Annotated in this window: 23 protein-coding genes; 15 read left to right on the forward strand and 8 right to left on the reverse strand. The window is 33.3% G+C overall.

The window, feature by feature from the left end; genetic code table 11:
• Window positions 1-369 precede the first annotated feature (369 nt).
• From SD960_RS18235 to SD960_RS18285, 11 genes are all read left to right on the forward strand, one after another.
• The gene (locus SD960_RS18235; protein WP_318805178.1) at window positions 370-1,317 is read left to right on the forward strand and encodes a phosphatase PAP2 family protein; all 948 of its coding nucleotides are present in this window, start codon (window positions 370-372) and stop codon (window positions 1,315-1,317) included.
• 315 nt (window positions 1,318-1,632) lie between these two features.
• Window positions 1,633-2,082 (forward strand): hypothetical protein, encoded by a 450-nt coding sequence (locus SD960_RS18240; RefSeq protein ID WP_318805179.1) that lies wholly within the window; start codon window positions 1,633-1,635, stop codon window positions 2,080-2,082.
• 54 nt (window positions 2,083-2,136) lie between these two features.
• Window positions 2,137-2,502: a hypothetical protein gene (locus SD960_RS18245; RefSeq protein ID WP_318805180.1), complete on the forward strand. Its 366-nt coding sequence runs from the start codon at window positions 2,137-2,139 to the stop codon at window positions 2,500-2,502.
• Between the two features lie 94 nt (window positions 2,503-2,596).
• Window positions 2,597-3,064, forward strand: a complete 468-nt coding sequence (locus tag SD960_RS18250; RefSeq protein ID WP_318805181.1) for a DUF1572 domain-containing protein — start codon at window positions 2,597-2,599, stop codon at window positions 3,062-3,064.
• A gap of 114 nt (window positions 3,065-3,178) precedes the next feature.
• The gene (locus SD960_RS18255; RefSeq protein WP_318805182.1) at window positions 3,179-3,568 is read left to right on the forward strand and encodes a VOC family protein; all 390 of its coding nucleotides are present in this window, start codon (window positions 3,179-3,181) and stop codon (window positions 3,566-3,568) included.
• 15 nt (window positions 3,569-3,583) lie between these two features.
• Window positions 3,584-4,747, forward strand: a complete 1,164-nt coding sequence (locus SD960_RS18260; protein ID WP_318805183.1) for a DUF1624 domain-containing protein — start codon at window positions 3,584-3,586, stop codon at window positions 4,745-4,747.
• Between the two features lie 246 nt (window positions 4,748-4,993).
• Window positions 4,994-6,181 (forward strand): hypothetical protein, encoded by a 1,188-nt coding sequence (locus SD960_RS18265; RefSeq protein ID WP_318805184.1) that lies wholly within the window; start codon window positions 4,994-4,996, stop codon window positions 6,179-6,181.
• 165 nt (window positions 6,182-6,346) lie between these two features.
• Complete coding sequence (locus SD960_RS18270) at window positions 6,347-7,027, forward strand: GNAT family N-acetyltransferase (protein WP_318805185.1); 681 nt, start codon at window positions 6,347-6,349, stop codon at window positions 7,025-7,027.
• Between the two features lie 70 nt (window positions 7,028-7,097).
• Complete coding sequence (locus SD960_RS18275) at window positions 7,098-7,961, forward strand: alpha/beta hydrolase (RefSeq protein ID WP_318805186.1); 864 nt, start codon at window positions 7,098-7,100, stop codon at window positions 7,959-7,961.
• A gap of 363 nt (window positions 7,962-8,324) precedes the next feature.
• Complete coding sequence (gene abc-f / locus SD960_RS18280; protein ID WP_318805187.1) at window positions 8,325-9,926, forward strand: ribosomal protection-like ABC-F family protein; 1,602 nt, start codon at window positions 8,325-8,327, stop codon at window positions 9,924-9,926.
• A 192-nt stretch (window positions 9,927-10,118) separates the two neighbouring features.
• Window positions 10,119-10,490, forward strand: coding sequence for a nuclear transport factor 2 family protein (locus SD960_RS18285; RefSeq protein ID WP_318805188.1), 372 nt, complete (start codon window positions 10,119-10,121; stop codon window positions 10,488-10,490).
• 122 nt (window positions 10,491-10,612) lie between these two features.
• On the opposite strand, the gene SD960_RS18290 is transcribed toward SD960_RS18285, so the two are convergent.
• Window positions 10,613-12,148 (reverse strand): YifB family Mg chelatase-like AAA ATPase, encoded by a 1,536-nt coding sequence (locus SD960_RS18290; protein WP_318805189.1) that lies wholly within the window; start codon window positions 12,146-12,148, stop codon window positions 10,613-10,615.
• Window positions 12,149-12,333: 185 nt separating this feature from the next.
• Here SD960_RS18290 and SD960_RS18295 point away from each other — a divergent pair, with 185 nt between their 5' ends.
• The gene (locus tag SD960_RS18295; protein WP_318805190.1) at window positions 12,334-12,678 is read left to right on the forward strand and encodes a hypothetical protein; all 345 of its coding nucleotides are present in this window, start codon (window positions 12,334-12,336) and stop codon (window positions 12,676-12,678) included.
• 43 nt (window positions 12,679-12,721) lie between these two features.
• On the opposite strand, the gene SD960_RS18300 is transcribed toward SD960_RS18295, so the two are convergent.
• Entirely contained in the window at window positions 12,722-13,696 is a 975-nt protein-coding gene (locus tag SD960_RS18300; protein WP_318805191.1) for a Gfo/Idh/MocA family oxidoreductase, read from the reverse strand.
• 315 nt (window positions 13,697-14,011) lie between these two features.
• Between SD960_RS18300 and SD960_RS18305 the strand changes: the two genes are divergently transcribed.
• Window positions 14,012-15,337 carry an ammonium transporter gene (locus tag SD960_RS18305; RefSeq protein WP_318805192.1) on the forward strand — a complete coding sequence of 442 codons (1,326 nt, stop codon included), beginning with the start codon at window positions 14,012-14,014 and terminating at the stop codon, window positions 15,335-15,337.
• 289 nt (window positions 15,338-15,626) lie between these two features.
• Here SD960_RS18305 and SD960_RS18310 read toward each other — a convergent pair whose 3' ends face one another.
• From SD960_RS18310 to SD960_RS18320, 3 genes are all read right to left on the reverse strand, one after another.
• Window positions 15,627-17,720 (reverse strand): protein-disulfide reductase DsbD family protein, encoded by a 2,094-nt coding sequence (locus tag SD960_RS18310; RefSeq protein WP_318805193.1) that lies wholly within the window; start codon window positions 17,718-17,720, stop codon window positions 15,627-15,629.
• Window positions 17,720-19,030 (reverse strand): tRNA lysidine(34) synthetase TilS, encoded by a 1,311-nt coding sequence (gene tilS, locus SD960_RS18315; RefSeq protein WP_318805194.1) that lies wholly within the window; start codon window positions 19,028-19,030, stop codon window positions 17,720-17,722. Before tilS ends, SD960_RS18310 begins: the two co-directional genes overlap by 1 nt.
• Before the next feature lie 442 nt (window positions 19,031-19,472).
• Window positions 19,473-20,759: an anthranilate synthase component I family protein gene (locus SD960_RS18320; protein WP_318805195.1), complete on the reverse strand. Its 1,287-nt coding sequence runs from the start codon at window positions 20,757-20,759 to the stop codon at window positions 19,473-19,475.
• Between the two features lie 187 nt (window positions 20,760-20,946).
• On the opposite strand from SD960_RS18320, the gene SD960_RS18325 reads away from it, so the two are divergent.
• Both SD960_RS18325 and SD960_RS18330 read left to right on the forward strand, forming a co-directional pair.
• Window positions 20,947-22,152 carry a vWA domain-containing protein gene (locus SD960_RS18325; protein WP_318805196.1) on the forward strand — a complete coding sequence of 402 codons (1,206 nt, stop codon included), beginning with the start codon at window positions 20,947-20,949 and terminating at the stop codon, window positions 22,150-22,152.
• Window positions 22,153-22,397: 245 nt separating this feature from the next.
• On the forward strand, window positions 22,398-22,772 hold the full coding sequence (locus SD960_RS18330) for a DoxX family membrane protein (RefSeq protein WP_073393000.1): 375 nt from the start codon (window positions 22,398-22,400) through the stop codon (window positions 22,770-22,772).
• Between the two features lie 280 nt (window positions 22,773-23,052).
• Here SD960_RS18330 and SD960_RS18335 read toward each other — a convergent pair whose 3' ends face one another.
• The 3 genes from SD960_RS18335 to SD960_RS18345 form a co-directional block, all read right to left on the reverse strand.
• Window positions 23,053-23,592, reverse strand: a complete 540-nt coding sequence (locus SD960_RS18335) for a lipocalin family protein (RefSeq protein WP_318805197.1) — start codon at window positions 23,590-23,592, stop codon at window positions 23,053-23,055.
• Window positions 23,593-23,760: 168 nt separating this feature from the next.
• Complete coding sequence (gene lpdA, locus SD960_RS18340) at window positions 23,761-25,164, reverse strand: dihydrolipoyl dehydrogenase (RefSeq protein ID WP_302095111.1); 1,404 nt, start codon at window positions 25,162-25,164, stop codon at window positions 23,761-23,763.
• 306 nt (window positions 25,165-25,470) lie between these two features.
• Window positions 25,471-25,926, reverse strand: coding sequence for an Lrp/AsnC family transcriptional regulator (locus SD960_RS18345; RefSeq protein WP_042566586.1), 456 nt, complete (start codon window positions 25,924-25,926; stop codon window positions 25,471-25,473).
• Window positions 25,927-26,144 lie beyond the last annotated feature (218 nt).

Raw genomic sequence — 26,144 nt, forward strand, 5'->3', positions numbered from 1 at the left:
TCTTCTTAAAATATCCTATTTATCCTCCAATAAATTCAAAAAAAAATCGTTACTACTAAAAATCTTACATAATTTTTCCCTATATTAGATATAGGGATTGGTTAATTTACAACTATAAAACGCTCAATTTTAACATCTTGAAAAGTATTTTTTTTATTGCAATTAATCAAACCTAATATGTTAACGAAATTTAATTTAAATCTTTAAAAGTGGGATATAAGTTTGAAGTATATTTTTTTGACAATTAAACAAAATGAAAACATAATCGCCTAGTTTTAAATCAGTAAAAATTTCAAAAAAGGATCTTTTTTGTATTAACTGAAGCTTAATGAATATTTTAAATAAATTTTAATTTCAAATTGTTTTACTATGAAATTTTACACTCTAATTTTTTTTAGCATACTTTCAATTCCCTGCTTTTCTCAGCATGACACTTTAAAAATCAAACATGACAGCCTGAAAATTAAAAAAGAAAATCGATTCAAAGTAGCCGGTTCCGTACTTGCAAACAGCGTTCTTAGTGTGCCCGGCGATTTTTCAGCAATGGGACATACTATATCAAGTGACTGGAAAAGAACTGCTATTTATACCGCGGGAATAATTGGTTTAATAGCCGTTGACAGACATACTACCGGTTTTTGGCACGATAATGTAGAACCTAATATTAAGTATAGCTTACCTAAAATTGAAAGTACAATCCCTCATGTTATCGGGACCGACTCTTATATTGTTTATCCAATCATAGGGTTATATGCCGGTTCATTAGCTATAAACAACAAAAAAGGACAGGTTGTTGCTGTAAATGCGATTAAATCTTTAGCCTATTCTTATGTTATAAGTCAGGTAGTTCTAAAAACTATAGCATCACGAAAAAGACCTCAAAGAAGAGTAAATGATAATAATCCTGTCGAAGAGCCCTGGACAAAAGATCCCTGGGATTTTGGAAACTACAGTCAAATTCACCTTACACATGGAGGTGATGCTACTTCATTTCCTTCTTTTCATTCTACTTCTTATTTCGCTGTTGCCAAAGTATTTCAAATGGAATACAACAATTACTGGATACCGTATACATTTGTAACCGCAGTATTTCTTTCCGATATAAAAAGCCACGATCACTGGGTTTCAGATTTATTGGTAGGTGGATTAATCGGTACAATAATTGGGCGATCTATAGTAATTAGCAGTCGTAAGCAAATGGCAAAAAAAGAATCTGATGCTTTTAACGAAAATCCTAAAAAATTTTCAATGCAGAAACAATTAATTCCTCAAATTTCAAATTCTATGATTGGACTGCAATTTATTGGAACTTTTTAGACTCTAAATAACACAAAAAATTATTCCCGTTCCCGAGAGGCGAATGGGATTTTTTTTGGCGTTCCCCTCCGGGTCGGGCTTTCGGCTATATCTTTTGTTCCGTTCCACTTCACAAAAGGATAACGCCTCTATCCCTAACGCACTCGTTTTCAAGACAAATAAAATTCATTATGGTAAAATATTATATTTGAAGCAAATGCTTTTGCGAAAGCAATATTCTATTTTACTACTCATAATCAAAGAACTTCAATTACCTCAAATAAAAATATTATTTTAGCTTGGTGAAAATTCAATTACCACTAATACCAAAAACCTATGAAAATTACGATTCCCCTGTCGGTACTATTTCTGTTATTTACTACTACAATATTCAGTCAGACAATTGCTGATTTAAAACTAAAAGGCAAACAAATTCCTAAGGGCTATACTTTAAGCGATGGTCATATTTGTATTTCTCCGCAAGCTTGTAATTTTTATAATGATATTGCAACTTACGCTAGTTTTGTGGGAACTGTAAAAAGCAAAGAAATTCAAAGCTTTAAAAGTAAAGGAGATAGCGGTTCTATCATGTATTTTGAATTTGATCACCGATTTAAAGGCGATAGTTTTCTGCAAGGATTATTGTGGGGAAAAGACAAAGAACCAACAAAAGAACATCCTGAAGAATATCTTGCAACAGGAAAATTTCTGATCATTTGGAGTTTGCATTCTGATAGTCTTCTTAAAGAAATATCGGAAGAAAAGATAAATGCTATTTTGGAATAGCCACAAATACATTCTGATGCTACACGCATTCTTTGAATAACTTAAATAAACATAATGAAACCACAAATTAGAATCCTGCTTTACTCCATATTATTTTTTCTATACCTTACTTCAACGCCACTTTTATTGGCATTAGGTGAAAAATTAAAAACCGACCCTTATAGAACTTTAGGCTGCGGTTTCGCTGTTTTAAATGTTATTTACTCTTTTTTAGGCTTAAAATGGACAGCTTTACTAAATATTATCTGCTCTGTTGCAATTGCAGCCCTGTCCTTATTCTTAGCTTTGAAGTTCACAAATTTACACCTGTTTTTAGATTATGATCCGTATCAGGTTAAAACAGCCATATTTGCCAATGCCGTTTTTTCGATTATTTTTTGGGAGATTGTTTATCAGGTAAAAATTAGAATACAGAAATAACATAAATCAGATTACAATTTGATAAAAACTCCACTTTCAAGTGTCTTATCCAACTTAAGAAACTAATTTATTAACCATTTATAACCTTCTTATCATGAAAAACACACTGGAAATTGCAAATCGTTTTAGAGAAATTATTTTAAACGGAACTTGGGTTGCCAATACCAATTATAAACATCAACTGGAGAATTTAGATTGGAAAATTGCCGTAACTCCAATAAAAAACTTAAACACTATTTCGGTTCTGGCACAGCACATTAATTATTATATCAACGGAATAAATAATGTTTTTAAAGGTGGAACGCTGGACATAAAAGACAAATTCAGTTTTGATTTTCCTGAAATAAATTCACAAACAGAATGGGAAACTTTTTTAAGCAAATTCTGGAACGAGACCGAAACATTTGCCTCTTTTGTTGAAAAAATGTCCGACGAACAACTAGATCAGGTTTTTGTTGATGAAAAATACGGGACTTACAATAGAAATATTGAAGCTATGATCGAGCATAGTTATTATCATTTAGGCCAAATTGTTTTGATTAAAAAACTATTGACAGAATAAGATAAGAGTACGAAATCTAATTTTTTTACTATACATTAAGCACACTACAGTACGTCTCAACCCTTATTTTAATTTAAAATTTCATAAATTTATGTAATTATTAAAACTAATCTTATGAAAACTAAAAAAATATGGGCCAATTTAGGCGTCGAAGATCTGCAGCGAACAACCAAATTCTATAGTGATTTAGGATTTAAACCAAACGGAACCAATACCGAATTGACAAGTTTTATGTTTGGAGAAGATAATTTTATCATTCATTTTTTTGTAAAAGAAAGATTCAAATGGGCCGTTAATAGTGAAGCTGCCGACCTTACACAAGGAAATGAAATTATATTTTCGATCTCGGCCGACAGTACAGATGAAGTCCATCAATGGCTGCTGAATGTTAAAAATGCGGGTGGAGCAATTTTTGCCGAACCACAAAGTTTTGAAAAAGGATATTTCTTTGGATTTGCTGATCCGGATGGTCATAAATTTAATGTTTTGTATTGGCCACAGTAACTGAGAATCTGTAAAATGAAAAGAGAAAATTCAATTGATATAGTACGAGGAATTGTAATGATCATTATGGCACTAGACCACGTTCGTGATTTAATGCATGTTCATGCTATCACTCAAAGTCCAACCGATTTAGCAACCACAACTCCTTTGTTGTTCTTTACACGCTGGATCACACATTTATGCGCTCCAACTTTCGTTTTCCTGGCAGGAACTTCTGTTTATCTTTCGCTGAAAAGCAAAAACAATGTACAAGAAGTAAGACAACATCTGATTAAAAGAGGTTTTTGGCTGATATTTCTCGAATTTACAATTGTCAATTTTGGTTTATTTTTTGACATTGGTTTTCATACTTTATTGTTTCAGGTCATAGCCACAATAGGATTTGGGTTTATAATTTTAGGCTTACTTCTAAAAATACCCGCCAAACAATTAGGAATTACGGGGCTTGTTATCATTTTTTGTCATAACCTTTTACCACTTATTCCATTTCCCGAAGGATCGGTTTTTAAAGCGGTTTTAACTCCATTTTTTAGTCCAATTGCAGTTCCGGTTTTTGCGGGGAAAGTTTTTGTTATGGGGTATCCGCCAATTCCGTGGTTGGGAATTATGTTAACCGGTTTTGGTTTTGGAAGCTATTTTGAAATGGCAAAAGAAGAAAGGAAAAAATTATTTATAAAACTCGGTTTTGGCGCTTTAGGATTATTCGCTATTCTTCGATTTGTCAATATTTATGGAGATCCTGCATTATGGTCCACACAAAAAGATGCTGTTTTTACATTTCTTTCTTTTATGAATGTTACTAAATATCCGCCTTCTCTTCTATTTTGTCTGGCTACTTTAGGCATTATGATTTTACTTCTTGCCTTTGCCGATCAATTTAATAACGGAATTAAAAAAATGACTGTAGTTTACGGAAAAGTGCCTTTGTTTTATTTTATCATTCATTTTTATCTGATTCATACTATAACACTCATCATGCTTTTTGCGCAAGGGTTTGATTGGTCGCAATTGGAATTTGCAACGGGAACTTTTGGAAGACCCAAAAACATAGAAAGCGGATTACCGCTCTGGGCAATTTATTTAATTTGGATAAGCGTTGTAGCGATTCTTTACAAACCTTGTATTTGGTACGGAGACTATAAAGCGAGAAATTCAAATTGGTGGTTGAGATATATCTAAAGTTATTTCTCTTTTTGCATAAATTTAAATTTCTTATAAAAAATAAACCTCTAATCTAGCCCCGATAGAGCCGGTATCCTCGCAGTCCCGATGGCTATCGGGACGAAGAGATATAGGTGAAAGCGGGACAGGTGGTTCTTATGAAAACGAAAACTTCTGCTTCATAAATTTAAAATGATATTTCTCTTACAACTCAATTAATCTAAAACAGATATATTTACAGCTATAAATTAATTGATCTTTAGGATGAAAAAAATTACTTTACTTTTTTCTGTTTTACTTATACTATTTTCTTCGTGTGGCGTAAAAACCACGCAATCAATGTTAAGCGACGGTAATTATGACGGAGCAATCGAACGCGCCGTTGAAGCTTTGAAAACAAAAAAAGATTCGAAAGGAAAACAGGATTATGTGTATTTACTTGAAGAAGCGTTTGAAAAAGCAAAAGAGAGGGATTTGCGTAATCTTGAAGTGATGACAAAAGAGGCAAATCCTGCAAATTCTGAGAGAATTTATAATACATATCTGCAATTGAATAATCGTCAGGAAAAAATCAGACCTTTATTACCACTGCCTTTATTGAAACAGGGCAAAAATGCCAGTTTTCCGTTTGATAATTATTCAGATCAGATTGTGAGCAGCAAAAATGCGCTTTCTAAATATTTATATGAAAAGTCTTCGGCACTTTTAAAATCAAAAAATAAACTGGATTTCAGACAGGCTTATGATGATTTGTTTTATCTGGAAAGTATTAATCCGGGTTACAAAAATGTAAAAAAACTGATGGAGGACGCACAGTTTAAGGGAACTGATTTTGTGGATATTTATGCTAAAAATGAAACCAATATGGTGATCCCGAAGCAACTTCAGGATGATTTATTGGATATTAAAACTTATGGATTAAATGATAAATGGACTGTATATCATAGTGTAAGACAAAAAAACATTACATACGACTATAGTTTAATTGTAAATTTCATCACAATAAATATTTCGCCTGAGCAGATTAAAGAAAAAGAATTCATCAAGGAAAAACAGATAAAAGATGGTGTAAAAACGCTTTTAGATAGTCGTGGAAGACCTGTAAAAGATAGTTTGGGCAAGGAAATAAAAGTAGACAACTATAGAATGCTTCGTGCTAATGTTTATGAGTTCAGGCAATTTAAATCTTGCCAGGTAACGGCAAAGGTTGATTTTGTCGATTTGAAAACAAATCAATTGGCACAAACGTTTCCGATTACAAGTGAATTTGTTTTTGAGAATATTTATTCGACTTACAAAGGAGATAAAAGTGCTTGTGAGGATAGTTATATTTCTTATTTTAACAAACGCGCAGTGCCGTTTCCCAACAACGAACAAATGGTTTTCGATACCGGAGAAGATTTAAAAGCGAGGCTTAAAGATATTATTGTTAAAAATAAATTTAGGGGATAAAATAAATAATTTCTAAAGTTTGAAAATCTGGTTTGTCATTTCGACGGAGGAGAAATCTCCGCAAGAAGCTCGTCAAAGATTGAACTTTCGTTGCGGAGTTACTTGCGGAGATTTCTCCTCCGTCGAAATGACAAGATTGAGAATAAACAGATTAATAAGTCCATAATGAAAAAAATCGAAGAAAATAAACTCGACAATCCAGCTTGGTATTCTTTATCAGAAACTCATTCTGAATTTGTTATCGATTACGGAAATACCAAATTCTATAATCCTGATTATTGTCCGTTTGGAGGTTTTATCGATTCTGAAAATATTTCTGATTCGATAGATCAATATTCGGCTTTAAGCAATAACTTTTTTATTGTTGGCAAAAAACCTCAAGTCTCAGGTGCCGTAAAAATTGCAAAGGAATTGGTTTGTCTACAGATGATTATTCGTGAAAAAATTCAGCTTTCTGTTGATATTGAAATCGTGAAACTAACAGAAAATCATAATGAAGAATTATGTGCTTTGGTCAATTTGGTTCAGCCGGGATATTTTAAAACCAAAACACCTTTATTGGGGAATTATTTCGGAATTTTTAAAGAAAATCAATTGGTTGCCATTACGGGCGAGCGAATGAAAATGAATGATTTTACTGAAGTCAGCGCCATCATAACACATCCGGATCATACCGGAAAAGGGTATGCAAAACAATTGATTACACATGTTGTAAATGCTATTTTTGATGAAAATAAAATTCCGTATTTGCATGTTGTAGAAAGCAATATTGGCGCCATTAAACTCTATGAAAAACTGGGCTTTGTAACAAGACGAAAAATGAGTTTGTGGAATATTACAAAATAATTAAATTTATGTATTGGCATTTTTTATCCTAACTTTGATTTCAAATTTCATACCTATTCAAATAAAACAAATGAACAAAATCTTAATTCTCTTTTTCTTTATTTTCTCATTAACAATATTTGGACAAAAAAATAAAGCAACAGCCAAAACAAAACCCTTTGTTTTAGGTGTAATTGAAGAAATTGATTCTAAAGAGCTAAACGAAAAAAGAATTATAAACATTTATTTACCTGAGGGTTATAATCCTGCAGATGCTGTAAAATATCCTGTCATTTATTTATTGGACGGTTCGGCAGATGAAGATTTTATTCATATCGCCGGTTTGGTACAATTTAATAGTTTCGAATGGGTCAATCACGTTCCAAAATCAATTGTTGTAGGTATTGCAACTGTTGACAGAAGAAGAGATTTTACTTTTCCTACTACAATTTTAAAAGATAAAGAAGCTTATCCCACATCTGGTCATTCAGATAATTTTATTTCTTTTATTGAAAAAGAATTACAGCCTTTTATCGAAAAAAAGTACAAGACAAATAATTCTAAAACCATAATCGGACAATCATTAGGCGGATTATTAGAAACTGAAATCTTATTTACAAAACCATCTCTTTTCAATAAATATATCATTATAAGCCCGAGTATATGGTGGGATAATGGCTGTATACTAAATGACAATCAGTTGCCTTTACTGGCTCTTTTCAGACAGCCTATCGATATTTATATTGCAGTTGGCAATGAAGGAATTACGCCAACTGAAATACCAAGAAATATGGAAGTTGATGCCAGCTTATTAGCTGACAAAATAATGTGCGTTGAAAATAATAATATAAACGTGCATTTTGAATATCTTCCTCTGGAAAACCATGGCACTATATTACACCAGGCTGTTTCTAATGCTTTTAGAGTTTTGTATCCTAAAGAAAATAAGGAATAAGCAAACTTGTAAAATCTTATAAATAGTGTAAAAAAAACGTTGGGTCGAATTATTTTTAACACATAGAAACATAGAATTATTGGACTCAAAAAAGGCGTTTCACTTGCATTAACAAACATAGCTATGTGTGAGAAACTTGTTTCTTTTTGATTTACTTTTTTTCACAATCATAAAATCTATGTTCCTATGTGTTCAATTAAATTTTCAGGCATTATACCCAACGGGTTAAAAAAATATTTTTTATATCTTTGCAAACATAAATCAACTACTACATTTTATGTGAAATAAAATTTCTTTCAGACAATCATAAAAGCAATCTGCCCAACAGTTTGCTCATTTGTTTATTCTTTAAAGAAAGAAATTATGCTTATTTTACAAAACATTTCATATCTACATGCGAATAGAGATTTGCTATTCGACAAAATTACTTTTACTGCTAATAAGCAGGAAAAAATTGCTTTGATTGGCAACAATGGCGTTGGAAAATCAACCTTATTAAAAATTATTGCAGGCGAATTACAAGCTTCTGAAGGCTTGCTTAAAGCAGATGCAAAACCGTATTATATCCCTCAGATTTTTGGTCAGTTTAATCATTTGACTATTGCTGAAGCTTTACAAATTGGCGATAAACTGCACGCGCTCAAAGAGATTCTTGACGGCAATGTTACCGAAGAAAATCTCGAAATCCTGAACGACGACTGGACAATTGAAGATCGATGTAACGAGGCTTTACAATATTGGCAATTGCAGGATTTAGATTTATCCCAAAAACTGGAAACGCTGAGCGGCGGACAAAAAACAAAGATTTTCCTTGCCGGGATTTCGATTCATCAACCTGAACTTATTTTGCTGGATGAGCCAAGTAATCATCTGGATCTTCCGGCAAGAAAATTATTGTACGATTTCATACAAACTACTTTGAGTACTTTGCTGATTGTAAGCCATGACAGAAAATTATTGAATCTTTTAAACACAGTTTACGAATTAACAAAACACGGAATCTCGATTTATGGCGGTAATTATGATTTTTATGCCGAGCAAAAACAAGTAGAAAACAATGCTCTAAATCAGGATATTCATAGCAAAGAGAAAGCGTTACGAAAAGCCAAAGAAAAGGAACGTGAAACACTTGAACGCCAGCAAAAACTAGATGCCCGCGGAAAAAAGAAACAGGAAAAGGCCGGAGTTTCCAGAATTATGATGAATACTTTACGCAATAATGCCGAAAACAGTACATCAAAAACAAAAAGCATGCATGCTGAAAAAATTGGTGGAATCTCAGGAGAATTACAAGAATTGCGTGCGGGTTTGCCTGAGATTGATAAAATGAAATTTGGTTTTGATAATGCGAAACTTCATAAAGGAAAAGTACTTTTTACGGCAACTGATATTAATTACAGCTACAATAATGAATTGCTTTGGAAAGAGAATTTAAACTTTCAGATTTTAAGTGGCGATCGTCTTGTCTTGAAAGGTCAAAACGGTTCAGGGAAAACCACTTTAATTAAAATTATTACCGGAAAATTAGCTCCTAAACAAGGCACTGTTTACAAAGCAGAATCGACAATAGTTTACATCGATCAGGATTATTCTTTGATTGATGATCAGCTTACAATTTATGAACAGGCAGAAAAATTCAATAATTCTGGTTTACAGGAACATGATATCCGAATGCGTTTGAATCGGTTTTTGTTTTCGCAAAATGATTTAGAAAAATCTTGTAGTTCTTTGAGTGGCGGTGAAAAAATGCGTTTGATGCTTTGTTGTTTAACTATAAGCAATCAGGCGCCGGATATTATTATTTTGGATGAACCAACGAATAATTTAGATATTCAGAATATCGAAATTCTGACTCAGGCAATAAATGAATATCAGGGAACTTTGATCGTTGTTTCGCATGACGAATATTTTTTGGAACAAATTGATATTCAGAATACAATTCAACTTAACTCTTTTTTTAATTAAAAATTGAGAATTAAAAATTAAAATTTTAGGAATTGTGATCCTTCACATAGCTATGCGGTTTATTCTTAGTGAAACGCATTTTTACAGTAGGTAAAGCTATATTTCTATGTGTTAAAATTAAATCACAAAACAAGAGTTATTATTTTTTAAATTTGTTATACAATCCTAAAAATCAAACCTTAAACGATCTTAATGATGACACAAAATAAAGAAACCGTGAACGAATATATGGCCGCTTTTAGAGTAAGCGATCATGAAAGAATTCTGGCTTGCCTTACGGATGATATAGTTTGGGAAATGCCCGGAATTTATCAGCATGTAGGTAAAAAAGCTTTTGATAAGGAAATTGAAAATGAAAATTTTGTTGGAAGTCCGATTATCCATATTGTAAAACTGATTGAAGAAAACAATATTGTTATTGCAGAAGGTTCTGTTCAGGGAAGTATGAAAAACGGAGGCCTTCTGGACGCTGTTTTTTGCGATGTTTTTGAAATGGAAAACGGCAAAATAAAAAAACTGACTTCCTATTTAATGTCGAAGAATGCTAATTTGAAGTTTGAATAATCATTTTAGTCTTTGCGAGGAACGAAGCAATCTCACGTGCTGAATCAGCAAATGTTTATATTAGTGCGGTTGCTTCGTTCCTCGCAATGACAATATTGTGCAGAAATCAATAATCTAAAATATTACCCCAGCCACCCATCACGGTCTAAACTTCTGTATTGAATCGCTTCTGCAATATGTCCCGGAATAATATGCGGTGAAGCATCCAAATCTGCAATTGTTCTCGCTACTTTTAAGATTCTGTCGTATGCTCTTGCAGAAAGGTTGAGTCTTTCCATTGCTGTTTTTAATAATTGTTTTGATTGTTCGTCCAGAGCGCAAAATTCTCTGATTTGTTTCGTATTCATTTGGGCATTGTAATGAATGTTGGGTAAAGCTTCAAAACGCAACGATTGCAGTTCTCTTGCTGCAGTGACACGTTTTCTGATTTCTACACTGCTTTCTGCTTTTCTGTCGTCTGATAATTTTTCGAAAGGAACGGGAGTAACTTCAATATGGATGTCAATTCGATCTAATAATGGACCCGAAATTTTACTCATATAACGCTGCATTTCGTGTGGCGAAGAAGTATTGGGCATACTCGGATCGTTAAAAAAACCACTCGGACTCGGATTCATACTCGCCACCAACATAAACGATGACGGATAAGTTACGGTAAATTTTGCTCTCGAAATCGTGACTTCACGATCTTCAAGCGGCTGACGCATTACTTCGAGAACATCTCGTTTAAACTCCGGCAATTCATCCAAAAATAAAACACCATTATGCGCCATTGATATTTCTCCAGGCTGAGGATAACTTCCACCTCCTACCAGCGCCACATTTGAAATAGTATGATGTGGACTTCGAAATGGCCTTTGATTCATTAAACCCACTTCTTTTAATTTTCCGGCAACACTATGAATTTTAGTTGTTTCTAAAGCCTCTCGCAACGTCATTGGCGGTAAAATACTCGGTAATCTTTTGGCCAGCATTGTTTTTCCTGCTCCGGGTGGTCCGATCAAAATAATATTATGACCGCCCGAAGCTGCAATTTCCATACATCGTTTTATGCTTTCTTGTCCGCGAACATCAGAAAAGTCGAATTCAGGAAAATCTAAAGTTTTGTAAAATTCTGTTCTGGTATCAATTACGGTTGGTTCAAGCGTTCCTCTTCCTTCAAAAAAATCAATTACTTCTTGTAGATTTTCGACTCCGTAAACATCTAAACCGGCTACAATTGCAGCTTCTTTTACATTTTGCTTTGGCAGAAAAAATCCTTTAAAACCTTCTTCTTTGGCTTTTATAGCAATGGGCAAAGCGCCGTTTATAGATTGCAAACTTCCGTCAAGCGAAAGTTCTCCCATGATAACATATTGTTCGACCTCGGGCGCTTTTATCTGATCCGATCCGACTAAAATTCCGATAGCTAAGGGTAAATCATACGCAGAACCTTCTTTTCGCAAGTCGGCGGGCGCCATATTGATCGTTATTTTTTTTCCGGGAAGACTTAATCCGTTATTTTTAAGAGCGGCTGCAATTCTGAAACTACTTTCTTTTATGGCGTTGTCGGGCAATCCAACTAAATGATAACCAATCCCTTTATCCATATGAACTTCCACCGTAATGGTTGTAGCTTCTACTCCAAAAACGGCGCTTCCGTAAACTTTAATCAGCATAATATTTCTTTCATTAAATATTTTTAAAACTAATTAAAAATATTTACTTTATAGCTTTTTTACTACAAAATATTATTTTTGTAATCACTACTTTTATCATTCAAATAATATACATTAAAAAATCTCTAGACAGAATATCTATAGAACTAAAAGTGGTTGCAGTTCAAATAGATTCAAAAATTTGGATGCAAGGAGATCTTGAAATTACTGTAAATGGAGAAAAACCATACTCTGACAGCGACATTTTTGATGCTGAAAACTTACTAAATAGTTGTGAATCAGATGGTGAATATTTTATTTTTTCTTGTTGTTGTGGAATTCCTGAATGCAGTGGCTGGAAAGAAGGTATAAAAGTTATTCACACAGAAAATATCGTAAAATGGACAGATTCTGACAATAATAAAGTCTGGCATTTTGATAAAAAAAATATTGAAGAAGATCTAAAAAATATAAATGAAGAAGTAAACATATTCAAAAAATATTTTGCCGAAAAGGAAATAGAGTATGTAGGTTTTGGATATAATTTATAATAAGCGATCTTGTTTTACATTTTTTATTCAAAATAAAAATTGATTAAGTAAAACTTAACCCAATCTGATTTTTAATCTCCTCCACAATCTTACTCAAATCCAGACTATTTTGATGCGACCAAAGTTTACTTTCTATTTGATTGTTTCTAATGCAATTATGACATTCAATGGCTTCATACGAATATCCTTTTCCTAAATTTGGAAAATTAAAAGCGGTTTCTTTATCTTCTTTAATAATAGCATAACCATCTGCCATAAACCACGGCGCATTGAGTTCGATTCTTCCTTTTGTTCCCGCAATTACGGCTTTCATATCAGATTCCGAAACTATTGACGTATGCAAAGTGGCTTGTGCTTTTTCATATTGCAAAATTATGGAGGTCTGCAAATCAATTCCGTTTTTATGAAAAATTGATTTGGCAAGAATTTCGTTTGGAATGCCACACATTATATAGGAAAGAAATAACGGATAGACGCCAACATCAAAAAGAGCTCCTCCTCCACTTTGTTTATCAAATAACCGACTTCCGGGTGTTTCGTTTCCAATAAAATTAAAATCGGCTTTGAGGTATTTTACTTCTCCAATTTCTCCGTTTTTTACTTTTGCCAAAGCATCCTGAACTGACGGAATAAATCGTGTCCAGAAAGCTTCCATAAAAAATTTATTATGCTTTTTTGAGGCTTCAATCATTCGGGCTGCATCATTATAAGATAAGGCAATTGGTTTTTCGCATAAAACATGTTTACCATTTTCCAAGGCTTTAATAGAAAGTTCGGCATGAGAATTATGTGGAGTGGCGATATATATAATGTCTACATTCTCATCTGCAAAAAGAGCATCGTAAGAATTGTAAGCTTTTGGACAGTTGTATTTTTGTGCAAAGGCATTTGCATTGTCAATATTTCGGGAAGCAACGGCAACTATTTCGGCATCTTCAAGCAATTGCAAATCTGTAGCAAACTGATTTGCAATGTTTCCTAAACCTATAATTCCCCATTTAATTTTCTGAATTTCCATTCTTAAGTTTTAATTATAAAAAATGTTAAAAAGATCAAATATACGTCATCAACATAAAAAATAAGACGATTTTCGGCAATAATCGATGTGTATCAATCATAAATAATTAATAAAAAAACAGGAAAAGTATGTAAATTCTCAAATCAGGCTAAAAAAATGTTGTCAAATTGCAAATTTTAAGTCCGTTTTAACAAATACATTCAAAAGCAAGGGGGTTAAAATGAAAAATTAACAAAAATTAAACATTAGACTCTATTTTTTATAGGGGTGTTGATTGATTTTATATTTTTATCAAAAATTTAAAACTAAATAACTATGCGAAAAATTATTTTAAGCGTGATTCTTATCACGATTTTACTACTATCTATTTTTTCTATCTCATTTGTTACCGAATCACAAACATTAGGCGCTCATGTTGTTGAACTAAAACTTGATACAGGTGATACTGCATGGATGGTTGTTGCAACTGCGTTTGTATTATTAATGACTCCGGGATTAGGATTTTTCTATGGAGGAATGGTAGGAAAGAAAAACGTAATTAGTACTATGCTTCAAAGTTTCATGGCAATGGTAATTGTTACTGTACTTTGGGTAGTAATTGGATTCGGATTGTGCTTTGGACCATCAATTGGTGGCTTCATTGGAGATCCTTCATCAAATATATTTTTTCAGGGAGTAAGTGCAAATACCGCCTGGGAGTTGGCACCAACAATTCCGATGATACTTTTCGCTTTATTTCAGGCAAAATTCGCTATTATCACTCCGGCATTAATAACAGGAGCTTTTGCAGAGCGTGTTCGTTTCTGGGCTTATTTATTGTTCATGGTTTTATTTATTTTATTTATATACGCTCCGTTATGCCACATGACTTGGCATCCTGATGGAATGTTCTTCAAATGGGGAGTTCTTGACTTCGCTGGCGGTACTGTAGTACACATGAGTGCGGGTTGGGCTGCTTTGGCCGGAGCAATCTTTTTAGGAAAACGTAAAGTTCAAAAAGTAAACCCTGCCAGAATTACTTATGTATTATTAGGTACAGGTTTATTATGGTTCGGATGGTTTGGATTTAACGCTGGTTCAGCTGTTGGAGCCGGAAGTCTTGCTGCTCAGGCTTTAGGAACTACTACAATTGCTGCTGCTTCTGCTGCTATGGCATGGGTTTTCCTTGACAAAATATTAGGTCACAAACTATCTGCTATGGGTGCTTGTATTGGTGCTGTAGTTGGTTTGGTTGCGATCACTCCTGCTGCTGGTTTTGTGAGCATTCCTCATGCATTGGCAATTGGTATTATCGCTGCTGTAATTAGTAATCTTGTAGTAAGCAAATTTCCTAAAGGAAAAATTGATGATGCTCTTGACGTTTTCGCTTGTCACGGTGTTGGCGGAATGGTAGGAATGTTATTAACCGGAGTATTTGCTTCTAAAAGCGTAAACTCAATTGTTGGTGATAATCAAGGTTTAATCTTTGGTGATGCTACTTTATTCTTAATACAATTAAAAGCATTAGTATTAGTGTCAATTTTTGCTTTCTGTGCCTCTTACGCTTTATTCTTCATTGTAAACAAAATCACTCCTCTAAGAGTTACTGAAGAAAAAGAAGAATTAGGATTAGATATTTCTCAACACGGAGAATACTTATAATAATCAATTTCCAAACCAAAAAACAACTAACCAAAAAAAAGCACTCTATTTTAGAGTGCTTTTTTGCTTTATTTGAGATTGTTGATCTTAGATTTTAGATTGATCTACAGAAGCCTAATTTTGAACGCTGATGATGCTGATTCGCAAGCAAAGACACAGATTATCGCGGATTTTTTTTGTTTAGCCAAATAAAATTTACGTGAACTGAATCCTTACTTTAATCAATAGTCTATATCTCACATTCTATTCTCTTTATTCTATTCTCTTTATTCTTTATTCTAAAAAAATCTTATTTAAAATTAGAAATCCCTTGTTTCAGCCAAACCAAATATTCTTCTGTACTCACATAACTTATTGTTGGTTTTGTATCGTTTAGATTTTTTCCTTCCAAGTCAGTTATAATATATAAGGGTTGTGTATTTGTTTTATATTTTGAGATCATAAAATCAGTCCATTTGTCACCAACAGTGATAATTTTATCTCCCGCTGCTGTTACAAATTGTTCTTCTTTTGGCAGTTCGCGTTTATCATCAACATAAAGAGAAATCAGTACAACATCATTTTTTAAGATTGGCAAAACTTTTTCGTCAGACCAAACATTATTTTCCATTTTTCTGCAATTCACACAAGCATAACCTGTAAAATCCAACATAATTGGTTTATTGATTGATTTTGCAAAAGCTACACCATCTTCGTAATCATGGAAAACCATAATTCCGTGTGGACCTAATTCTGCTCCTTCAGGCAAACCTTTTTCTGAAACGACTCCGTTTCCAGCTCCTCCAGAACCTCCAAATCCAAGCGGACTTTCACTATATGTCTGTGGCGGCGGAAAAGCACTTATCAATTTCAAAGGTGCTCCCCAAAGTCCCGGAATTAAATAGATTGTAAAAGTCAATACAATCAATCCGAAAGATAATCTTCCAACAGAAATGTGATTCGTTGGACTATCGTGGGGTAAAGTAATTTTTCCGAAAAGATAAAAAGCCAAAGTTCCAAAAATGGCAATCCAGATCGCTAAGAAAACTTCTCTTTCTAATAAATGCAATTGCAGCACTAAATCGGCATTTGATAAAAATTTGAACGCTAAAGCCAATTCCAAAAATCCTAAAACTACTTTCACGGTATTCAGCCATCCGCCCGATTTTGGCAATGTATTTAACCAACCCGGGAACATCGCAAACAACATAAACGGTAAAGCCATTGCAGATGAAAATCCTAACATTCCAATGACCGGTGCAATTCCTCCGTTTGAAGCTGCTTCAACCAATAACGTTCCTACAATTGGCCCTGTACATGAAAAAGAAACAATTGCAAGAGCCAAAGCCATAAACAATATCCCAACTATTCCGCCTCTGTCTGCTTGCTGATCTGCTTTGTTTGCCCATGAATTTGGCAGCATAATTTCGAAAGCTCCCAAAAATGAAACTGCGAAAACAATCAATAAAACAAAGAATATTAAGTTAAACCAAACATCTGTTGACAAGGCATTTAAAGCATCTGCACCAAATACTTTGGTTACAATTAAGCCTAATATTACATAAATAGCAATGATTGAAAGTCCGTAAATAATCGCGTTTCTAATTCCTTTTGCTCTGCTTTTGCTTTGTTTGGTAAAGAAACTTACTGTCATTGGAATCATTGGAAACACACAAGGCGTTAACAATGCCGCAAATCCTGAAATAAATGCAATAAAAAAGATTGACCACAAACTTCTTGAAGGTGCCGGCGCAGGAATTTCTTCTTTTGAAATTTCAGCAACTTCTGTTTTAACAGTTTCTTTTTTAGCTTTTTCTACCGAAGTTGATACAGTATCCACAACTAAAGCCGGAACTTTTGTTTCGTCCAATTTTGATTCCACTATTGCAGGGACAGCATCCATTTTGAATGTTGACGGAACGCTGATCGAGAATTTTTTATTAGAATTGATACAGACTTCTTTACAAACCTGAAAATCAAAATCGACATCGACTGTTTTTAAATTTGGGTTTACAATCTTGATTTCCTGTTCAATATGCGCTTTTCCTTCAAAGAAAGTCTCGTTTACACCAAAAACATCATTAAAAGCTGTTCTCGTTTTTCCTTCTTTGGCTTTGCCTATTAATTCGTAGTTGCCTTTTTGATTTTTAAAAACTATTTCCAACGCAAGCGGACCTCCGTCTGGCGTAAATTGCGAGTACATGTGCCAGTCTTTTTCAATCGTTCCGTCAAAAATTACAACGGCGTTATTGCCTTTCTTTTCAATTTTAGACGTCCATTTTACCGGTTCTAAAATTTGGGCATTACTATTTGCAAAGGCAAAAATGAAAAATAACAAAAAAACAATGGTTTTATTCCAGACACTTTTTGATATTGAAGCTTGATAGGATTGAGTAAAGTTCATTATTGTAATTCTATTTTAAGTATTTTATTAGTGGTATTTTCTATTTTAAAACGTTCGTCCTGCCTAATTCCTACAACCCAAACAATTTGATTGCCAGAAGATAAAATCCAGATTTTTTCTTTTTCAATAAGCGACAATTTCTCATCTTTAAAAAGTTTGCTTACTTTTTTAGATTGGCCATTCATGCCAAAAGGATGAAAAACATCGCCCTCATTCCATTTACGTAAAACCAAAGGAAACTGGATTTTTTCGGCGTCCACAAAGATAGCCTTATTTGAATCTATTGTAATGTCATCTACGCGACAAAGCTTCAATTTTAAGGGAAAATTAACGTCTTCTTCATTTTCATTGATCTGATATTCTTCTCTTTCGTCTTCTTCTGAAATCGGAGTCAAAATCAAGGTATTTCTATTTTTTAATAATCGGAATTCTGCAGCAAAAACCTGTTTACCAGATTGACCATCAACCAAATCATAAATATCATTCCAAGCCACAAAACCAAATTCGTTGAGCCATTGGTACAAATAAGATTTGTAATTAGGTAATTTTTTAAGCTGATTTAAATCAAAATGAATATCATCGCCAGCCTCTTTCGCCACTTGCTGATAAATCATAATCGATGCATCTTCAACCATTTCTTTCGATTCCTGCAAATACGATTGTGATTTCTGAAAAGCACTTAAAAAGTTGGGATTAATCTCCTTCAAAATCGGAACCAAATCATGACGGATTTTATTTCGCAGGTATTTATTGGATGCATTACTGCTGTCTTCCCTCCATTCGATATTATTTTCTTCGGCATATTTCAGAATTTCTTCTCTCGAAAAAGGCAAAAGCGGACGAATAATTTTATCATTCTGCTCCGGAATTCCGGTTAAACCGTCTAATCCGGTTCCACGCGTTAAGTTGATAATGAAAGTTTCCAGATTATCATCGGCATGATGAGCGGTAAAAATATAATCGAAGTTTTCGGTTTCCAAAAGTTCATAAAACCAACTATAACGTAATTCGCGCGCTGCAACCTGGGTAGAAAGTTTGTAATCTTTTGCAAAAGCTTCGGTATCAAACTGAGTTGTAAAAATTGGGATATTATTTTGATCACAATAATTTTGAATGAAATCCTGATCGCCAAAACTTTCTAATCCGCGAAGCTGAAAATTACAATGTAAAACTGCAATTTCATAAGGCAATTGCTGAAATAAATGCAGCAAAACCATACTGTCTAAACCTCCGCTAACAGCGAGAAATGTTTTTTTTCCTTCCAAAAATGGAAACCTTGATATGATATGATTTTGAAAATTTTTAAGCATTTTATTATTATTTTTTTTGCCACGAATTACACAAATTTACGCTAATTATTTTTTCAGCCACAGATTAGAAGATTTTCACAGATTATTTTTCACGCATATTTAAAAAGATTTAAGCAAATTCACTCAAATTATTTTTAATCTTTAGATGCAATTATTTTTAACTCATAGAAACATAGCTCATAGAAGTGAATAAAGGCGTTTCACTTGCATTAACAAACATAGAACTATGTGTGAGAAACTAGTTTCTTTTGATTTACTTTTTTCAAAATCATAAAATCTATGTTTCTATGTGTTTAATTAAATTTTTATGCATTACACTAACAGATTAATTTTAATAAAAAATCAATTAAAATCTGCGTGAAAAAAAATCATTTTAATCTTTTAATCTGTAGCAAAAAATTAAAAAATTCATGCAATTCGTGTAATTCGTGGCAAACCCTTTTTATCGTAAAACTTCATGCATTGCCTTTGCCTTCAACAAACACTCTTCATATTCTTTTTCGGGAACAGATTGTGATGTAATGGCGCTCCCAACTGAAAATGAAACATATTGATTTTCCTGATTGTACAAAATACTTCTGATCACGACATTAAAATCAAAATCACCTTCGGGAGTAAAATATCCAACGGCTCCGCTATACAAACCGCGTTTGGTTTCTTCCAGGTTTTCGATGATTTTCATGACCGAAATTTTTGGCGCTCCCGTCATACTTCCCATTGGGAAAGTGGTTCTTAAAACGTCAATTGGCGAATATTGTGGATCTAATTTTGAAGTTATGGTCGAAATCATTTGATGTACCTGCAAAAACGAATATATCTTGCAAAGTTCCACCACTTCAACCGAACCTTTTTGCGCTGTATGCGATAAATCATTGCGAACCAAATCGGTAATCATGATGTTTTCTGCACGTTCTTTTGCGTCTGATTCCAGAAATTGTTTTGATTTTTCATCTTCAATCGGATCAATAAATCGTTTTGAAGTTCCTTTAATAGGTTGAGAAATTAACTGATCTCCTATCTTTTTCAAATATCGTTCCGGCGAAGCTGAAAGCAAATATTGTTTATGGTTTTTAAAGAAAACAGAAAATGGCGCTTGCGAGATTTCATTCAGTTTCTGAAATTTTTCTAACGGATTTATAATAGCATTTTCCGCAAAAAATTCCATACAAAAATTGGCTTCATACATATCACCTGCGTGAATGTGATGCAGCATTTTTGTTACTTTTTCGATATAAAATTCTTTAGAAATTCTTTGCTCAATCTCTAAAGATTCCAAACGTTTAACTTCTAACTTTTCACTTTTAACGATTTCCTTAAAATCCTCTTCGACTTCATCATCACAAAGCATTAAATATTGAATTTCAAGCTCATTTTCTCTTAAAATAAATATTTTTTTAGGCTGAAAGAAAAACAAATCCGGAAAATCCAGTCCGTCAAAATTGGATGATTTTAGATCTTCAATATCATTTTTTAAATCGTATGTTAAATAGCCAAAAAGCCAGTCTTTTGTGGTTTGCTGGTATTGTTTTAAATCTTCAAAAGCGTTGTGAAAATCGGTTTTTAAAGACGTAAAAGCATCTACCGCCATCATACAATTAAAACTCGAATATTCTTGTGGGTAGGAATTACTATCCAAAAAAACGACTTCGCGAAATTGCTGTGACCATCCTAGTAGTTGCTGCTTAAACTGCTCGGGATTGGGTATATGTTTATGAATGGAAACTCTCAAAAAGGTATAAATTTTAGATTTCAAAATTACGACAAAAAAAATCCTTCGATAAAAGAATACTTAAAAATTATTGGCACACTTTTTAGTATATCGAATTAGCGCGCATTAACAAAATCATTTTTTTTAACAGAAAATCATTATTAATGATATTCAAAACTTTATTCATTAATCAACTTTAAAACTTTTTATGAAAACAATTGCACAATTGGGCTTGACAGCCCTTGTAATTATCACATTACTTTTTTCTTGTAAAAAAGCAGATTCTACATCCTCAGCAGAAGCAACAGACTCTTCAGCTAGAGAAGATCGCGCAGACGTTGAATCCTCAAAATCTGAATATTCAGATAGCGATGAGCAACAACAAATTCAGGCTGGACAAATTACCGCCGGTGAGTGGAATGATTTAAGCAATTGGTCATTCTGGGAATCTTTAAACGAAAATTCAGAATTCTCTGAAATGAGTGGTTACTGGAAATACAATCTAAAAAACAGGATTTCTGTAAATGTAAAATCGGATTATGAAAACGTAGTTGATGTACCGGTTTTATTACTTGATTCTCAAAACAATATCATTTGGTCTTCAAGAACAAACAATAAAGGAAATGCCGAATTATGGCCTTCTTTAAACGAAGACAACCAAGCCGATACCCAAAATTTAAAAATTAAAATTGGCAATCAGGTATTTCAAAATATTCAAAATTATAATGATAAAAAAATCAATAGATTGGTTTTAAAAAATTACAGCGAACCCAATACTAAAGAAAAGAAAATCGACATTGCTTTTATGGTTGATGCAACAGGTTCTATGGGAGATGAAATAGAGTATCTAAAAGAAGAATTGACCGATGTTATCTCAAAAGTAAAACGTAACAATCAAGGCACTATTGTAAATATGGGAGCTGTTTTTTACAGAGATAAAGGCGAGGATTATGTTACTAAAACATCTGATTTTTCGACAGATATTGATGATACTACAGGGTTTATTAAAGACCAATCCGCAGATGCCGGAGGTGATTTTCCTGAGGCTGTTGAAACGGCTTTAAACGAATCTATTAATGATTTGGAATGGTCTGAAAATGCTACTTCGAGAATTCTTTTTTTAGTATTGGATGCTCCGCCTCATTATGACGATCAAATTATTTCAGAAATTCACAGTTTAATCGCAAAAGCAAGTAAAAAAGGCATACGAATTATTCCGATCACTGCTAGTGGCATCGACAAGGAAACGGAGTTTTTAATGCGTTATATGGCAATTGCAACTAATGGAACATACGTTTTTATAACCAATGACAGCGGTATTGGAAACGATCATCTTGTAGCTTCCGTGGGAAATTATCAGGTTGAATCTTTAAATAAGTTAATGGTACGACTTATCAACGAAAGTTTAAAATAGAAATTTCAGGTTTAAAAGCAAAGGCAATAATTAGCCAAAACTGTTAATAAAGCGACGATTTAATAAGAAAAAATTCATTATATTTGATATAGGATTAAATTAATCCCAAAATAGGATTGTATTGATTATAAAATTCTCAATAAAACTGGCCCAAAATCAGATTTTCATTTATTAGAGAATTTCAATTTGTAATGTTTATCAGCAAAATAAATTATATTTTTTAACCTATCTTAAATCCTAGTATTATGAAAATTGCAACCATTATTATCCGCGTCTTAATTGGTCTTTTATTGCTTTTTGCTTCGATCAGTTATTTTTTCCACTTAATGCCAGAACCAGAAACCACAGGAAATTTCAAAGCCTTTAATGTTGGCTTAATGGCTTCAACTTATTTAATGCCTTTAGCTAAATCAATAGAATTGCTTTGCGGAATTGCATTTGTAACAGGACGTTATGTAACATTAGCCAATATTTTGATCTTACCCATAACGGTAAACATTTTGTTTATCAATTATTTTCTGGCTCCCGAAGGTTTGCCAATTGCAGCATTATTATTCCTTGCTAATTTATTTTTAATTTACAGATACTGGGATAATTACAGAAGTGTTTTTAAAGCATAGTTTAATTTTACCCAAACATAAAAAAGCCCGACATTTAAAATGTCGGGCTTTATTTTTTTTAATTTTTAACGCTTTTTATGAATCAATTCCAAACTTATGGGACGAAAAATAAATGAATCAAATGCAATTTTTACCGCAAAGATCGCTAAGTTTTTTTACTCATAGCTTTTATAAAAAGGTAAAGCCCGCAAAGCTTTGTATTGATTTAGCTTTGCGAACTTTTTGATTTTCAAAAGTATTCTTAGATTAAAATCTTTGTGTTCTTTGCGGTAAAAATAAATTAGCGTTGATCGTGTTTTACCCAAACCAGTTCAGAAGTATCATAACCAATTTCCTGAGCTTTTCTAAGATAATCTAATTTGATGTTTTCCGGTATTGAAGTTTCTCTCGAAAGTATCCACAAATATTTTAGGCTTTCGCCCGCAACAAGTGCATATTTATAATCCGGATCTATCGCAATTACATTATAACCGGAATAAAAAGGACCAAAAAATGAGACCTTAAGCATACCAACATTGTCCTTTTTGACGAACTTGGCTTTCCCGATGCTTTCTTCCCATTTGTCTTTTTTGACATTATAGCCCTTATTATCAACTTTTATAGTTCCGTTGTCGTTTAGCGAATATTCTGCCGTAACATTGTTTAAGCCTTTTTCATACTTAAAATCTAATCTGGCAATTTCGTACCATTTTCCTAAGTATTTAGATTTATCAAAGTTTTGTACAGCAGTCGCATTTTTTGGAATTGTCGATCCGCAAGAGTAAAGCAGAAAAGCAATTCCTGCTCCAAGTAAAACAGGAGCTATATATCTATTTTTCATAATGTTGTCTTTTTACTTAAGTAAAGATAACATCTGAAATCACCATCTAATTTACAAAATTATTTTTGAATTTTATATGATATGACCTAAAATAATAAGGTAAAACAAAAACCCATCAATTCCAAGGATCTGGAAATGATGGGTTTAAAATATGACTTTACGTTAAAATTATACGTGTATCGCTCTGTTCTCTGTTGCTGCCAATGCTGCTTCTTTTACCGCTTCCGCGAAAGTTGGATGCGCGTGGCTCATTCTTGAAATATCTTCAGCAGAAGCTTTAAATTCCATTGCAGTAACCGCTTCAGCAATTAAATCAGCTGTACGCGCTCCAATCATGTGAACTCCTAAAACCTCATCTGTTTTTTCATCAGCAAGGATTTTTACAAATCCGTCTAGGTCAGCACTTGCTCTTGCACGTCCTAACGCTTTGAAAGGGAAACTTCCAGATTTATATGCAATTCCTTCTGCTTTCAATTGCTCTTCTGTTTTTCCAACAGCAGCAACTTCCGGCCATGTATAAACTACACCAGGAATTAAGTTATAATCGATATGTGGTTTTTGACCTGCTAAGATTTCAGCAACCATAGTTCCTTCTTCTTCCGCTTTGTGTGCCAACATTGCTCCACGAACAACGTCACCAATTGCGTAAATGTTTGGAACATTAGTTTGTAAATGATCGTTTACTTCTACTTGTCCTCTGTCTGAGATTTTAACTCCTGCTTTGTCAGCGTTTAATCCGTCTGTGTACGGACGACGACCAACAGAAACTAATGAATAATCTCCTTCAAGAGTAATTGTTTCTCCTTTTGCATTTTCAGCCTGAACAACAACTGCATCGCCGTTTCTTTCAACTGATTTTACTTTGTGAGAAACGTAGAATTTCATTCCTTGTTTTTTCAATACTTTAGTCAATTCTTTAGACAAAGAACTATCCATTCCCGGAATAATTCTGTCCATGAATTCTACTACAGAAACCTGAGCACCAAGACGTAAGTAAACTTGTCCAAGCTCGATTCCGATTACTCCACCACCAATAATTACTAAGTGTTTTGGAACTTCTTTTAATTCCAAAGCTTCTGTAGAAGTGATGATTCTTTCTTTATCAATTTTGATGAAAGGTAAAGAAGATGGTTTTGAACCTGTAGCAATTACAGTATATTTTGCTTCGATAGTTTCAGATGTTCCGTCGGCTTTTGCAACCGCAATGTGTGTCGCGTCTACGAAAGAACCTAAACCAGTGAAAACAGTAATTTTATTTTTGTCCATTAAGTAGTTGATTCCACCTACGGTTTGATCTACAACTGCTTGTTTGCGGGCAATCATTTTCTCTAAATTGATTTTTACATCTCCCGAAACTTCAATTCCGTGATCTGCAAAATGAGCAATTTCTGCATAATGATGAGAAGAAGATAATAATGCTTTTGAAGGAATACAACCTACGTTAAGGCAGGTTCCGCCAAGAGAGTTATACTTTTCTACAATTGCTGTTTTGAAACCTAATTGTGCGCAACGAATTGCTGATACATATCCGCCCGGTCCTGAACCTATAATGACTACGTCAAATGAACTCATAGTTTGTTAATTTTATTTTTAGCGATACAAAATTAAGGAATAAAGTTTTGTTTAAAGTTTAAATCTCAATGTTTTTTGTGTGAAATTTTGGGTTTGCGTTTTGCCACGAAGGCTCTAAGACGCGAAGTTTTTTTACACTGCGAATTTTACCGCAAAGTTCGCAAAGGTTTTTTATTTATTGGGCTGAAATTTTGCTCGCAAAGTCGCAAAGTCGCAAAATTCAAAAAACTTTGCGATTCTGCTACTTTGCGAGGTTATTATAAAAAAAACTTTGTGCCTTAGTGCCTTCGTGGCAAAAGAGCTTCCTCAAAAAATCACCGTTGAATTCTTCACTTCACTAATCATAAACATACTTTGTGTGCTGCCTATATGTTGAAGCGAGGTTAGTTTGGTTACTAAAAATTCCCTATAAGCTTCCATATCTTTTACCAGAACTTTTAGTATATAATCGTAATCGCCGCTTACGTGATGGCATTCTAAAACTTCGTTGAGTTTGATGACTTCGCTTTCAAATTTGGTTAGGAATTCTTTGGTGTGTTGAATGAGTTTTAAGTGACAGAAAACTACAAATCCTTTATCTATTTTGGTTTTATCGACAAGTGCTACATAGTTTTTGATGATTCCTTCGCGTTCTAACTTTTTGATGCGTTCGTAAACTGCGGTTACTGACAGATTCAGTTTTAAGGATAATTCTTTGGTTGTTTTTTTACTGTCGGTTTGAAGTAAAACGAGCAGTTTTTTATCGGTGGCGTCCAGAGTCATGTTTTACAGTTTGTGGTTTATGGCTTGTTGTTTATAGTTTTAGTTGCAATGAAAGAAAATCTATTGCTTGGAAAATATTCGAACAAATTTAGATTAATAATCTTTAATAATTCATTTATATAGTTTTAAAATCTAATTATAGTTTTTATGGTTGATTATTTTTCTATAAAGATGTTATTTTGAATAGAATTTCTTTTGAAAACAGGTTGCATAGCCCA

Source organism: Flavobacterium sp. MMLR14_040 (assembly GCF_033657265.1).
In the GTDB taxonomy this organism is placed as follows: domain Bacteria; phylum Bacteroidota; class Bacteroidia; order Flavobacteriales; family Flavobacteriaceae; genus Flavobacterium.